Source organism: Flavobacterium lacus, from assembly GCF_003268815.1.
Classification (GTDB): domain Bacteria; phylum Bacteroidota; class Bacteroidia; order Flavobacteriales; family Flavobacteriaceae; genus Flavobacterium; species Flavobacterium lacus.
The window spans coordinates 126349-140574 of record NZ_QLSV01000009.1; the positions used below are offsets into that span (position 1 = coordinate 126349).

The window sequence follows — 14226 nt, forward strand, 5'->3', positions numbered from 1 at the left end:
ATGAAAAATAGCGTAAACAACTTATTCACAGCCATTCAAGGAGAACATATAAAAAAGCGTGGTTCTGGTTTGTATACCATGAGTTTAATTTTTGGATTGATCATACCATTACTCTATTCAATAATTTATATTTTTAATCAAGAAGCAACAGCCAAACCCGTAGCTTTTTCATTCAATATATTTACGAAACACTTAAATGATATTTTCGATTCTTTTACTGTTTTCATCTTTCCTTTGTTAATTATTTTAATTACAAGTAAAATAGCGCAATTAGATCATAAAAATGGTGGTTGGCAACTTATGGAAACTACTCCTTTACAAAAAACATCCATCTATTTGTCAAAATTTTGTGTAGTTCTAATAGCAAACAGTATTGCAATTTTTTCGTTTTTATTTTTTAGTGTGCTATCTACTTTAGTAATTTATTTGTTTGTAGAAGCTCCCGAAGTGGCAGAATTCAACTTGCCATTTCTTCATTTATTACATATTTTCATTCGATTATTTATAGCAAGTTTATTTTTAACGGCTTTTCAATACTTCCTAGCAGTAAAAATTTCAAGTTATATTTGGTCTGTTTTAATCGGTTTTTTTCTGTTGATCGGTTTCTTAATTGTATCAAGTCTAGTGACAATACCGGACTGGTTTCCTTTTGAAATTTTAAAAAGGGTAGCAAAGTACCCCGAAGGTAGCCAAGTAGAAAATTGGCTTTTATTTACTGAAAAAATAAGTATAATTGGTGCCGCTTTCTTTTTATTTTTGGGTTATTATTGGTATAGCTTTAAATCTATTTTTAGAGCATTTTTTTATTCTAAAAAAAGATTGGTTATTTCTTTGCTTGTTACTGCAATAACGGTATTTTCCTATTTATTCCTGTCACAAACCCATCAAGTAATGTTAAATAAAAAAACAATAATTGCCGGTGAAATTAAAAGTGAAACAAAATTTAAAAAAGCATACTTAATTCATCCAATTATAGAAGATACACTTGCCGCTTTAGAAATTAGAAACAATAAATTTCATACTGTTTTAAGCAACAAAATTCCGTTGGATAATTATAAAATAATCATTGATAATTCTTTACCGGTAGATTTATTATTTGCTTCGAATGATAGTATTTTTGCTTCGATTGAATTTATGAATAATGAATTAAAAACGGAATTATTTGGTTCTCGATTTCCAGAAAACGATTATCAAAAAAGCAACAGTGTCAGTTGGAGTTATTTAAGTTATCAAATTAATGAAAGTGTCAATTTAGATAACCCAAAAAAAATACAAGAAGAATTGTTTGATGAATGGGAAGATAAATACAACGCTGCAAATACCTTTAAAACAGCTGACAATTACACTCCAAAACAAGATTTTATCGAAAAAGAAAAAAAATTAATTACGGTTGAATACCTCAATCTTCTCAATCAATTTCTGGATAAAAGAAAAGCGTTGTTTCCAAATGATAAAACAGTTCTAATTGATGATGTAAAATTTTTAAAATCAAAAATAACATTACAAGATGAATCTTTAATTGGCAATGAAAATTATTTAAGTTACTTACTGTATGAACTTACAAAACAGGATAGTCGCGATATTGATAAAAACCTGAAAGAAATTGATGCCATTTCAACTTTAGAACCAAGTCAATTCAAAAACAGATTGCTTTATTATTATTTAAAAAACAACATTAAAGAAGCGAATTCTTCTGAAAACAGATTGCAATTAGTTGAAAATTATGCTAATAAAATAACTGATTCGAAACTAAACAAAAGTATTCTTCATCTTTTCAAAACCTATGAAAGATTAGGAAGAGGAAAAATAGCTGATGAGATTTTAGCTACCAATTTAGATTCGAAACCCATTAGTTTATCAAATTTTAAAGGAAAATATGTCGTAATTGATGTTTGGGCAACTTGGTGCGGACCATGTCGCTATCAATCGCCTTATTTTGAAAAAATGGCCATTAAGTACAAAAAAGAAAATATTCAATTTATTGCGTTAAGTACTGATAAGGATGTTAAAAAATGGTTTGTAAGTGCTCAATTAAAATCAAAATCTGTTTTGCAATTGCATGCAAATGACATTGGAAAACTTGGAAAAGATTATAATATTGAATCTATTCCAAGATTTATTTTAATTGATACCGAAGGTAAAATATACAATTCAAACATGCCTTTTCCAACAGAGGCAACTTTTGAAATGATTTTGCGAAAAGTATTAAATCTGAAAGAACTTGAATAAAAAGTTTAGTAAACGTTCCACAAAAGTCTGTTAAATCAGTCAAACCAAAAACCTAAATCACTTACATTTATATGCAAATTAAGTGTGAGATGAAAATAGGTTTAGTTTTACTGATGACAATTTTGAACATAACAATGATATACGACTTCAACAAAAATTCCTCCCCACGCGATTGGCGAATCATTGACGATGGTGTCATGGGCGGTTTATCGCAAGGAAAATTTTCGATTGATGCGGAAGGAAATGGCGTTTTTGCCGGAACCGTTTCATTAGAAAATAATGGTGGTTTTTCGTCTGTTCGTTATCAATGTGATAAAATTAAAGTGACAAAAGACAGTAAAGTTCGCATTCGATTGAAAGGCGATGGCAAAAACTATCAATTCCGAATCAAAGACAAAGCAACTTCCTATTACTCGTACATCACGACTTTTAAAACTTCCGGCGATTGGGAAACCATTGAAATCAAACTGAGTGAATTGTATCCTTCGTTTAGAGGTAGAACGTTAGATTTGCCCAATTTTAAAAGCGATTCATTCGAAGAAATCGTGTTTTTAATCGGTAACAAAAAGAATGAATCGTTTCAGTTGGTTTTGGATAAAATTGAGTTGGAGTAAATTCAACAACATTTCCAAGTCAACTTGATTAAAAATAAAATATTTCTCTCTTAAAACCATTAAGGTATTAAGTTGCATTAAGGGCTTATAGCTTAATGTTCCTTAATAATTTTAATGGTTCAAAATAAATAAGTAATCAATTCGTCTAATGTTGCATTAAAGGATTATATCTTAATGCCCCTTAATTTCTTAATGGTTTAAAAAACTGTTTGAATAGTCAAAATTTTAATTTTTTCAAATCTCAAGCTTATTCCTTTTCCTTTATCTTTAAGGCTGAGTTTTTCGCTCTCAAAACCATTAAGAAATTAAGTTTCATTAAGGTCTTTCTCTTGATGTTCCTTAATTTCTTAATGGTTCAAAAAAATGATTGATGAATCAAAAATTTAATTTTAATTTTTACAATCTCAAGCGCGTTCCTTTTCTCTTATCTTTAAGGCTGAGTTTTTCGTTCTCAAAACCATTAAGAAATTAAGTTTCATTAAGGTCTTTCACTTAATGTTCCTTAATTTCTTAATGGTTTAAAAAACTGTTTGAATAGTCAAAATTTTAATTTTTTCAAATCTCAAGCTTATTCCTTTTCCTTTATCTTTACGGCTCAATATTTACCATGAGTCCTACCCTACTTTCTTCTCCTTTACAAGGTTTTACCGATTTCCGTTTTCGCAATGCGTTTCATCACTATTTTGGTGGCATTGATACATTTTATGCTCCGTATATTCGTTTGGATGGAAAATTAGTGATCAAAAATTCGTACCAACGTGATTTGCAACCCGAAAACAACAAAGTCTCCGAATTGATTCCGCAAGTGATGACCAATGATGCCGATGAGTTTTTGTTTGTCGTGAAATACATTCAGGAATTGGGTTACAAGGAACTCAACTGGAATTTAGGTTGTCCCTACCCGATGGTGACCAAAAAAGGAATGGGTTCCGGATTAATTTGCGAACCGCAACGAATTGACCATATTTTAAATCGAGTGCACAACGAAACCGATGTCATTGTTTCGATGAAAATGCGAATGGGTTACGAACATCCGGAAGAAATTTTGGATGTCTTTCCGATTTTGGATAAATACCCAATTAAAAACATTGCCATTCACGCCCGAATAGGTAAGCAATTGTATAATGGCGGAGTGAATTTAGAAGCCTTTCAACGTTGCACCGAAAATACTCGACATAAACTCTATTACAACGGCGACATCACTTCTGTAGCCAAATTTAAAGAAATGCAAGAACGTTTTCCGAGTATTGATCATTTTATGATTGGTCGCGGTTTGATTGCCGACCCGTTTTTGCCAAGTATGATTAAAAACAACACCACGGAATACCCGGCCAATCGCTGGCAAATCTTCAAAGAATTTCACGACACGATTTACCAAGAATACGACTCTGCCCTTTCCGGCCCCACGCCTATCAAAATGAAAATGTTAGGTTTTTGGGAATACTTTTCCACTTCCTTCTCCAACCCACAAAAAACGTTGAAAAAAATTAAAAAAGCTCAAAATCCGAAAAGTTATAGCGAGGCAGTGAAGGAGATTTTTGGTGGGGAGAGGTCGGTAAAATAAATAGTTGTTTATTCTTTATACTTTACTAAATCTAAACCAAATTCTCTTGTTGGATTCTATTTTATATGTCATTGACTTCATAACAATTAAACTGATTACAAAAATTCTAAAAAGTTTATATATTTGATGGCAATTACAATTTAAAAGTGATTTCACAGAATCTTGAAAGTAACCAAAAAAGACATTGAAAAATTAATTAAATCAAGGAAAAACGATTCTTTTCTAAATCATTTATGGAATGCTATTTCTGGGAATTTTCAACCACAAGGAGAAATATCTAAAAATCATATTAAAATTTGGAAACAGAATATTTGGTTTGGTAGTTTTTACACAGTTTTCATATTTGAATTAAACGATAATTTACATCTGATAAAAATTTCGGATAAACTCAATTCCTTTGGAAAATTTCTAATCATACTTATTTTTAGCGGTTTTCTGTTAGCAATCATTCCAGAAAACTTTACCAATTTTAACTTTACAGATAATTGGTTAACTGTTTCAACTGTAGTTATTTTTGCGATTATTTTAGTTTTAGTATTTCGAAAAGTATACATATTAGAAAAACAAAATCAACTTAATGAAATATTCGAAATTTTAGATATTGAAACTGAACACGAAATACCTGAAAAAGAATGGTCTGCCAAAAACATTATAATTAGACTTTTTACATATCCATTTTGTCTTTTTTTAATCGGACTAAATTTCTTTTTTATAATCCCGAATGAACAATACATTTTAGCATTAGGTGCTTTTAGTTTTGTTGGATTTTATTTAGTAACAGACTTGAAAATGATATTTAGAAGAAAAAATTCAAGTAACAACCGTTCATAAAAGTTCAAAAACTAACTAGTAAAATCTAAATTATTTCTATCATTTTTTTGCAATTCCACAAAATAAAACTACTTTTGATACTATCAAATGATACTATCAATGAAACCGCCTTATGACATTACTCCTACTATTTTAAAGCAAATTACTACTATTGCTCAAAAGTTGGGTGAAGTAAATGCCACTTATTTAAACAAACAAAAACCACAACTTCGCAAAGAAAATCGCATTAAAACCATTCATTCTTCTTTACAAATTGAAGGCAATACGTTAACTGAAGAACAAATAACTGCTTTATTGGAAAACAAGAAAATTGTAGGACCAAAAAAAGATATTTTGGAAGTTTTGAATGCCATCAAGGTTTATGAAAACTTAGGAAAGTATAAATTCCATTCCGAAAAAAGTTTTTTAAAAGCTCATTCCGAATTAATGACTGGCTTAATTGAATCTGCCGGAAAATATAGAACAAAAGGTGTCGGAATTGTAAAAGGTAATCAAGTAGAACATGTTGCTCCACCATATGAAAATGTTCTTTTTTTAATGAATGATTTATTTAGTTATTTAGAGAAATCAGATGATTTGACATTGATAAAAAGTTGTGTTTTTCATTACGAAATGGAATTTATTCATCCTTTTTTAGATGGAAATGGAAGAATGGGAAGATTATGGCAAACGCTTATCTTACTAAATGAATATCCTGTTTTTGAGTTTTTGCCTTTTGAAACGTTAATCAGTCAAACCCAAAAGGAATATTACAAAGCTTTATCTTTAAGTGACAAATCAGGAAAATCGACTATTTTCATAGAATACATGTTGGATGTTATTGACAAATCACTAGCGGATTTACTTAAGTTTAATAATAGAACTTTAAAAGAAATCGACCGATTGGAGTATTTCATTCAATTAAAAATCAAAACATTCACTCGAAAAGACTATATGAATACGTTTAAAGACATTTCAAGTGCAACTGCTAGTCGGGATTTAAAAAAGGGAATCGCTTTAGAAATGTTTGAAAGTGTTGGAGAACATAACAAAACAAAATACATTTTAAAAAAATGAATACTTTTATCAAATTACAATCTCCTGCTCCTCTTAGTCTTCTTTGATTGCACACTGCTCTTCGAATGTCTCTGACTTCGCAGCAAATCATCTTTTCAAATTATATTAAGACGCTGAAAATACATCAATAATTTAGAAGAAATTAGTTGCCGTTTTTATTTTTTAATTTAAACTTTTCAAACTTATCTCCATTTTGTTTGTAAACGCCATCATTATCTGTTCCTAACCACAGAATACCGTTTTTGTCTTGGTAGATTGAAACTAGTAAAACATCTTCTATTTCACTATTGATTTCAAACTTTGATAGTGTTTTTCCATCATATTTCCAGACACCACCGCTATAGGTTGCCATCCATAAATTTCCTTTATTATCTGATAATCCGGAATTGAAATAGTGAGGATGGTCTTTTTCAATTCCTTTTAATTTTTTATACGCTGATCCGCTTGCTTCGATTTTGTATTTGCTTTTAAAATTGCTCAACCAAAAATACCCATCTTTGTCTTGAATTATTGAGCGAACTGCTGGAACTCTTCCATCCGGAAGTGTGGAAAGTTCTTCTTCATCAAACCACAAAAACGATTTTCCATCGTATCGGAAAGCACCAGCTATAAACGTTCCAAACCAAATATTTCCGTCTTTGTCTTTATTTACACCATAAACGGAATAAGGATTAAAAGGACTGATAAGCGTGTCAATTCCAAACGCTTTTTTTAAATCTTGTCGTGGTAGTTTTAATTCATAAAGTGAATCACCATCATAACGATATAAATCGTTTGCATTGTAGAAACCAAACCACAAGTCATTCGGTTCAAGTTTCCATTGATTATGAGACGATCTTATTACTTTTAAAGTGGTAAATTTCCTTCCGTCAAATTTGCTTATGCCTTTGTGTGTTTCGATGTATATATTTCCATCCGCATCTTCTTGAAAACCACGTATTGAATCGTTCACTAATCCGTCTACAGTTGTAAATTGTTTCAGCTCGTTTCCGTTTAAATGATAGATACCTTTTCCATCACTTCCAAACCAGTACTTTCCTTTTGAGTCTTGAAATATTCTCCAAATTTTAGTATGAAGTTCAGAAGCTGATTTACCGATTTCTAACGTTTCTGCTTTAGTCTGTTTTTGTTCAGATTTCCTTTCATCAGCAGAGAGCGGCTTTGGAATTGACTTTTTAGGAGTTTCCGTTTTAATTTCACGATTAGCAACCCAGTCGTTGTTGAACTGAGCAAATCTAAACACCAGTCCGCCAACCACTACCAATGTTAAGGTGAATATAGAAATGATTTTTTTCATATTATTTATTGATTTAACGAATGCTTTATAACGACTGATAACTGACTACCGACTACCGACTACCGACAACCGACAACCGACAACAGTTAACACCCATCCATCTTCACACTCAACTTTCCATCCACATACGAAAGTATAAACGGTATTTTTTCTAACGAACAACGCGGTTCAATTGTAAATTGGATATAGCCATAGACTTCAAAATTTTCGTTGGTTAGCACTTTTAACGATTGTTTGTAATGCGTGTTTTGTCGAACCCATTTTACAAAACCATGATTTTCATCTACTTTTGATAAAGGTGTTTCGATAATGGCTCCATTGGTTTGTACATGTTGCGGTTCAGTCAGCACAATTGTAAATTTTCCTGTAAAAGAACCGGGTTCTGTAGGCGAAACAAAATAGCCATTTTTCTTTAAATTCATTTGAATGGAAAGTAAATGTTCTTTATCGCTTTGTTTGTCAATGCGGATGATAGCGGTGAAAAGCGGATCTTCCCGCACCACATCATCGCTAAAATGAGTTGGGCCAACATATACGCTGTCTGCCGCTGTGGTGTTTTGAGCCATGTCTTGTGAGTTGACTTCCGCACAATTGTAATTGAACGAAAGAAGGAGTGATCCGAAAAAGAAACTGTTGTTCATGATTGATGATTTAAAGATTTATATAAAATTGATTATTGTTTACCGTTACCACGGTCCGTTTCTAGTAACATTCACAAAGGCATTGTTTTCCAAACGATACGCTCCTTTAAAACCTACAAACCAGAGTCGTTGTTGTTCGTCTTGGTAGATTTGAAATGGGAAAGGTGAAAAATTACCTTCTTGCTTTTGTTGGTCTTGGTTAACTTCAAAGGGCAATACTATATAATCGCTTATTTTAATTTTAGCTTCAATTTTCTGAAATGTTTTGCCGTTATAATTATAGATATCACGCTTATACGCAATAAACCAAATCGTACCGGTTTTGTCTTCAAAAATACAGCCTACTCCTTCATCCTTACCCAATAACTTTTCGGTGATACTTTTAAACGTAGTCCCATCGTAGAGAAAAAGTCCGTTTACGGTTGAAATCCAATACGTACCATCTGCTCTTTCAATAATTCGATTTACAAAATTGGAAAGCGATTGGTCTTTAACTGAAATGTTCGTTAATGTATTTCCGTCAAACCTATACGCTCCGCCATTGGTGGCAAACCACATATGGCCTTTGCTGTCTTCAGTAATGGCGTGTATCATTTTGGAAGTGCTAACTCCAAAGTTTGGATTTACTTTTCCTTCCGGAATTTCAAACGGTGTAAATGCTTTGCCATCAAAAGTAAAGACACCTTGCGTAGTTCCAACCCAAAGCGTTCCTTTTGAGTCCATTAGCATGCTCCAAAGTCCGCCGGTTGTCAGGATATCTTTTTCATGATAATTGGTAAAATACGTTCCGTCATATTTCGCAATTCCACCGCCATAACCAATCCAAATCGCACCATCTTTGTCTTCAAGGATAACATGAACCGTTACTCCCTGACCAGTACGATTTTTAATATCAAAATAAACAAGTCCATTTTTGTCGTTTCGACAAAGTCCGCTTTGTGTCCCAAACCAAAAGTTTCCTTTACTATCTTGAAAAACAGTTCGAACCACGCCACTGATTTGGTTTCCTTGATAGTCTTTATCATGCACGTCCACTCTATATTCGGGTAAAGTTTCTGCTTTTAAACTGATACTATCGGCATGAATTTTCGTTTGTTCGGGTATGAATTTTAATGGTGTAGCGTTTTTTTCAATTTGCCCGGCACACGATGTCATACCTAACGAACATAGTATTGAAAGACAAATTGCTTTTGTTTTAAAAATAGTTAGTGGAATGTTTTTCATTGTTGTTTCTTATTATTATGGTGTGTGTAAGATAAAGTTCATCTATCCGAACAAACATGATGTAAAACTAGTCCAATCAATTGTTTAAAATGTAAAAAAAATGTAAAAGAAGTGTCAACAGTTTTAAAAAATCACAAAATTGTATGTTATTTGCATAACTTATGAATCAACGAAAAATTTATTTTTATGGTAGTGTTTGCTTAGCCATTTTTGCTGCAATCATGATATTTACTTCTACTAAAAAAGACGAACCCTTTTCTGAATTAGTCAAAATTGCATTAAGGGATGTGGGCAATAAATTATTATTAGCCAATCAAGACAGCACATCGCTGATATTGCCGGTTCAAAAAGTAGAAGAATCAAAATACCAACTTTCCTTTGAGAAAGAACTGACCATTTACCCGGACACTTTAGTGAAAATTGTTCAACAAAGTTTTCAAAAAGCCAACCTTCCCTCCCATTATCAACTGGAAGTGAAACAATGTAAAGATTTGGAAGTGGCGTATAGTTTTCTAAAAAATGCCAGTGTTGAAAAAGATATTATTCCTTGCGGCGGACGAAACATGCCACAAAAATGCTATACGATTGAAGTACGCTTTTTAGAAAAAACAGCAACTTCCAGTTTTAATACTATTTGGATAGTGCTTTTGTCATTAAGTATAATAGTTGCTTTTATCTTCTTTCCGAAAAGAAAAAAGATAAAACAACCTCATTCCACAATCGAAGATGGAATTCCATTGGGCAAATTTCAGTTTTATCCTGAAGAAAGCAAATTACTATTGGCCTCAAATGAAATCAGTCTTTCCAAAAAAGAAGTGGAATTATTGACTCTTTTTGTAGAAAATCCCAATAAAATCATCAAACGAGAAGAACTTTCCAAAAAAGTATGGGAAGATCACGGTGTTTTTGTGGGAAGAAGTTTGGATACGTACATCTCTAAATTGCGTAAAAAATTGAGTGAGGATGAATCAATCAAATTAACGAATGTGCACGGAATTGGGTATGTTTTGGAGGTGAAAATAATTTAAAAAGAAAACCCAAAACATTTTGTGTGCTTTGGGTTTACTTTATAATTGGAAAAACTAAAATATTGTTTTAAAGTTTACTAATTTTAAATTCTTTACTTCCATTTTCTGATTTTACTTTTACCAAGTAGATTGATTTGGGTAAATCACTTAATTCGATTGAAAAAGCCATATCGTTCACTATTTTTGTGCGTATGAATTGCCCCAGAAGTGAGTAGATTTCCACTTGTTTTATAACTGTATTATTAGCAATGTTTAATATAGAATTAACCGGATTTGGATAATAAACAAAATTTGAAAATTCATTATTTGCAACACTCAAAGTAAGCGAAACGGTTACTGCGAAAGGTTCACTTCTACATTCTCCATCAACATTAATAGCATAATAGGTTACGCCATCTTGAAGTAAAAAATCAGACGGTAAAGGAGAAAGATTTGCCAAAGCATCATTCAGAGATGCATACCAAATAACTGTTACTGGACTGATCACTATCGAACTTAGAGTGCTATTTGCTGAAAATGTCTGATTTGAATCACCGCTCGGGGTTGCAGCTTGATTTACAATTACTGTCAATGAAGTTGTACTTGCACATTGTCCTGAATTTGGAGTAAATGTATAAGTTGTAGTTGCCGTATTATTTAGAGCAGGTGACCAAAATCCAATAATTCCATTGTTAGAAGAAGTAGGCAAGGCTGCTAAAACTTCACCAGAGCAAATTGGTGAAACTTCGGTAAATACCGGGTCAATTGAAGGTGTAATCGAAATAGTTACAACTGAGGTTATGGCACATTCGTCATCGTTTGGAATAAAACTATAGGTTGTAGTGGTGGTGTTATTTAAGGCTGGTATCCAAGAGCCACTTATACCATCTGTTGAAACCGTTGGTAAAGGCGGAATCGATGAACCTTGGCAATACGTTGTTTGAAAATCAAAAGAAGGAATTGTACTGATGAAATCATGACCTGAAAAACCCCAACCCTTATTAAAAACAAGATTGTTTATAGCAGGAATTGCCTCTAGACCGTATTCTAAAAAAGTAGCTCCTAAAACTATATTATTTGGAGTATTGGGATTAGCATTCCAAGCTATAAGTGTTTGTGAATAATTTCGACAATCTAATCCAGAGCGGTCAATCATTTCAGACATGTTAGTAACCGAACTAATGTTCCAATTGCCTAAATTATAATTAAAATTTTCTGCTTTAAAGAATATTCCTGACATATCGGTAACATTGGCAGTATTCCAGTTTTGAATAGCGTTACTACCTCCATTAGTAAAGGAAGATAGTGTAGAAAATGGAACCAAGAAACCATTAAAATCAGCCCTAAACATATTAGCCATAGTGGTAACATTTGCTGTATTCCAATTGCCTAAGTTTTGGTTAAATGAAAAAGCATTATTGAACATGTTAGACATATCAGTTACGTTTGATGTATTCCAATTGCCAATATTTTGATTGAATAAAACCGCACCATTAAACATACCAGCCATATTAGTGACGTTTGAAGTATTCCAATTCCCAATATTTTGATTGAACCCATACGGCGTAGTATTAAAAATACCCCAAGAGAACATTTCAGACATGTCTGTAACATTAGCCGTATTCCAGTTGCTTATATTTCTATTAAATGATTCTGCATCTTTAAACATTTTGCGCAAGTTGGTTACATTACTCGTATTCCAAGTACCGATGTTTTGATTAAAACTTACTGCTCCTTCAAACATGCTGGACATATCAGTAACATTTGATGTATTCCAAAGGCTTAACGCTTGATTGAAATTAAAACAACCTCTAAACATGCCAGAAAGATTTGTGACATTTGAAATATTCCAAAAGTTGATATTAAATGGTCCGTTTAATTGTCCACATCCAGAAAACATGTTAGCCATACTCGTTACATTAGACAAATTTGGAATGTCAGTGGCAGTAACAGCTATAAGTGAGCTTCCGAAGAAACTTTCAGTAGTAAATGCATTTTCCATACTTATCCATTCTACCGTTCCCCATTGGTTAATTTCTGAAAAAGTAGAATTATTTGCTAAAATAAACCTTTTGAAGTTTTGAGGTTGAATGCTTAAACGAATGCTAGCACCTTGAGGTAAACCAGGAATAGTAACGTTTGTCCCTTCAAAAGTGCCCGAACCTGAAGCAGCAGCAGCGGGAGGAAGTGTAACCCAAGAATAGGCAACAGGACCAGTTGTCACAGCTTCAAAACTTATAAGTGTTCCTCCAAATATTGAACCCCAAGTTGTAATAAAAGGTTGTTTAGCAAATGCATTTAAACACAAAAACAACAACAAACTCGTTAAAGTAATTTTATTTTTCATAGTTTTTTTAACTAAAATTAGCTCACAATATGAGTGATTTTGAAAATTTAACTTTATTTTTACAATTGTTTATATTTTTAATTATTAACGAATTCTGAATAACGGAAGAAATTTGGAAAAAAAGTACCTTAATTATTTGGGTAATTATAGGGTAACGTCACCCCATCGTTTTGATAGAAGGAATCTACTGTTAAATTAATAAACTAGAGGATAGAATAAACTGCCAAAATACTCCAGCTTTCATTTTGTGGATGATAATTTTGTCCTTTTACCCAGTTGAATTGACTATATATTTACGGTAGATTTTTACAAATAGAAACCATAAATCGGAATTTATCTTTCCGGTAAAACCTTTCTTTTCTAATTGAAAAACCGAACTTTTTTTAGACTGAAGCCAACACATATTTTGAATCAGAAATGAATAAAACAGGCGCATAAGGATTTTTTAGTTTTTCCAAACCAACAATTACTACCAATTATTCAATGCAGTTTATATTTTATAAATTAAGACAACTATTGCAAAGTCGAGCAATATTAGTAGAATTTAAGATGCTACCTCGTAAACACCAACGTATTACCCTTACTCAAATTCGCATCAAATGCATAACCTTCATAGTTAAACCCTTTCAAATCCTCAATGGTTTCGGCATTGGTATCAATAATGTAACGGACCATCATGCCTCTTGCCTTTTTGGCAAAAAAGCTAATCATTTTTAATTTTCCGTCTTTGTAGTCTTTGAATTCAGGCGTGATGACAGGAACATTCAAGGCTTTCACATCCACGGCATCAAAATATTCGTTACTTGCTAAATTAATGAATAGTTCGTCTTTCTGAAGCTCGCTATTCAATTGCTTGGTAATTTTTGCTTTCCAAAATTCATAAAGGTTTTTGCTTTTACCAATTGGAAACTTAGTTCCCATTTCCAACCGATATGGCTGCATCAAATCCAATGGTTTCAACAAACCATATAATCCGGATAAAATGCGAAGTTTGTCTTGCAAAACGTCTAATTTTTCGGTTGGTAAGGTTTTAATATCCAAACCAATATACACATCGCCGTTAAAGGCAAAAATCGCTTGCCGTGAGTTTTCCGATGTAAAGTTATCCAAATCCCGTTCTTGGTTGCGTTGCCAATTCAAATCGGCTAATTTATCGGATATGTCCATCAATTCCATCAATTGCTTTGGCTTTTGCTTTTTCAATTGCTTGTTTATCAAATTCGCTTCTTTAATAAAACAAGAAACAGTGGATTGATTGGTGCGTAACGGACTTTCATAATCCAATGATTTAGCAGGTGATATAACGATTTTCATAGTAATATTTTATAAATCCAAAAATACAAATTGATTCCTAAATATCATATACGAAAAAATGGAAAGTATTGATTTGATTATCAATGAAAGTTATATCGTTGA

At 32.3% G+C, this 14226-nt stretch carries 11 protein-coding genes; 6 read left to right on the forward strand and 5 right to left on the reverse strand.

The annotated features are described in order from the left end of the window. The 5 genes from B0I10_RS10410 (at position 1) to B0I10_RS10430 (ending at position 6294) form a co-directional block, all read left to right on the forward strand. Entirely contained in the window at positions 1–2229 is a 2229-nt protein-coding gene (locus tag B0I10_RS10410) for a redoxin family protein (RefSeq protein ID WP_112086454.1), read from the forward strand. Positions 2230–2363: 134 nt separating this feature from the next. Beyond that, on the forward strand, positions 2364–2843 hold the full coding sequence (locus tag B0I10_RS10415) for a CIA30 family protein (protein WP_245942978.1): 480 nt from the start codon (positions 2364–2366) through the stop codon (positions 2841–2843). A 607-nt stretch (positions 2844–3450) separates the two neighbouring features. Next, positions 3451–4407, forward strand: coding sequence for a tRNA dihydrouridine synthase (locus B0I10_RS10420; protein ID WP_112086455.1), 957 nt, complete (start codon positions 3451–3453; stop codon positions 4405–4407). Between the two features lie 162 nt (positions 4408–4569). Then, positions 4570–5238: a hypothetical protein gene (locus tag B0I10_RS10425; RefSeq protein WP_112086456.1), complete on the forward strand. Its 669-nt coding sequence runs from the start codon at positions 4570–4572 to the stop codon at positions 5236–5238. Positions 5239–5337: 99 nt separating this feature from the next. Beyond that, positions 5338–6294, forward strand: coding sequence for a Fic family protein (locus B0I10_RS10430; protein WP_112086457.1), 957 nt, complete (start codon positions 5338–5340; stop codon positions 6292–6294). 142 nt (positions 6295–6436) lie between these two features. On the opposite strand, the gene B0I10_RS10435 is transcribed toward B0I10_RS10430, so the two are convergent. The 3 genes from B0I10_RS10435 to B0I10_RS10445 all read right to left on the reverse strand — a co-directional run bounded on the left by B0I10_RS10435 (position 6437) and on the right by B0I10_RS10445 (position 9456). After that, a complete protein-coding gene (locus B0I10_RS10435; protein ID WP_112086458.1) occupies positions 6437–7591 on the reverse strand; it encodes a ligand-binding sensor domain-containing protein in 1155 nt (384 codons plus the stop codon). An 86-nt stretch (positions 7592–7677) separates the two neighbouring features. Further along, positions 7678–8232: a hypothetical protein gene (locus B0I10_RS10440; RefSeq protein WP_112086459.1), complete on the reverse strand. Its 555-nt coding sequence runs from the start codon at positions 8230–8232 to the stop codon at positions 7678–7680. Positions 8233–8277: 45 nt separating this feature from the next. Next, positions 8278–9456, reverse strand: a complete 1179-nt coding sequence (locus tag B0I10_RS10445; RefSeq protein WP_112086460.1) for a ligand-binding sensor domain-containing protein — start codon at positions 9454–9456, stop codon at positions 8278–8280. A gap of 161 nt (positions 9457–9617) precedes the next feature. Between B0I10_RS10445 and B0I10_RS10450 the strand changes: the two genes are divergently transcribed. Then, positions 9618–10484 carry a winged helix-turn-helix domain-containing protein gene (locus tag B0I10_RS10450; RefSeq protein WP_112086461.1) on the forward strand — a complete coding sequence of 289 codons (867 nt, stop codon included), beginning with the start codon at positions 9618–9620 and terminating at the stop codon, positions 10482–10484. Positions 10485–10551: 67 nt separating this feature from the next. Here the strand turns inward: B0I10_RS10450 and B0I10_RS10455 are convergent, their stop codons facing one another. Together B0I10_RS10455 and yaaA are read right to left on the reverse strand one after the other, a co-directional pair. Then, a complete protein-coding gene (locus B0I10_RS10455; RefSeq protein ID WP_112086462.1) occupies positions 10552–12810 on the reverse strand; it encodes a BspA family leucine-rich repeat surface protein in 2259 nt (752 codons plus the stop codon). A 552-nt stretch (positions 12811–13362) separates the two neighbouring features. Next, positions 13363–14124 (reverse strand): peroxide stress protein YaaA, encoded by a 762-nt coding sequence (gene yaaA, locus B0I10_RS10460; protein ID WP_112086463.1) that lies wholly within the window; start codon positions 14122–14124, stop codon positions 13363–13365. Positions 14125–14226: the final 102 nt, after the last annotated feature.

Coding starts and splice junctions, on each gene's coding strand:
- B0I10_RS10445 (WP_112086460.1), bottom strand. CDS start 9,456: ATGAAAAACATTCCACTAACTATTTTTAAAACAAAAGCAATTTGTCTT.
- B0I10_RS10440 (WP_112086459.1), bottom strand. CDS start 8,232: ATGAACAACAGTTTCTTTTTCGGATCACTCCTTCTTTCGTTCAATTAC.
- B0I10_RS10430 (WP_112086457.1), top strand. CDS start 5,338: ATGAAACCGCCTTATGACATTACTCCTACTATTTTAAAGCAAATTACT.
- B0I10_RS10450 (WP_112086461.1), top strand. CDS start 9,618: ATGAATCAACGAAAAATTTATTTTTATGGTAGTGTTTGCTTAGCCATT.
- yaaA (WP_112086463.1), bottom strand. CDS start 14,124: ATGAAAATCGTTATATCACCTGCTAAATCATTGGATTATGAAAGTCCG.
- B0I10_RS10410 (WP_112086454.1), top strand. CDS start 1: ATGAAAAATAGCGTAAACAACTTATTCACAGCCATTCAAGGAGAACAT.
- B0I10_RS10415 (WP_245942978.1), top strand. CDS start 2,364: ATGATATACGACTTCAACAAAAATTCCTCCCCACGCGATTGGCGAATC.
- B0I10_RS10455 (WP_112086462.1), bottom strand. CDS start 12,810: ATGAAAAATAAAATTACTTTAACGAGTTTGTTGTTGTTTTTGTGTTTA.
- B0I10_RS10420 (WP_112086455.1), top strand. CDS start 3,451: ATGAGTCCTACCCTACTTTCTTCTCCTTTACAAGGTTTTACCGATTTC.
- B0I10_RS10435 (WP_112086458.1), bottom strand. CDS start 7,591: ATGAAAAAAATCATTTCTATATTCACCTTAACATTGGTAGTGGTTGGC.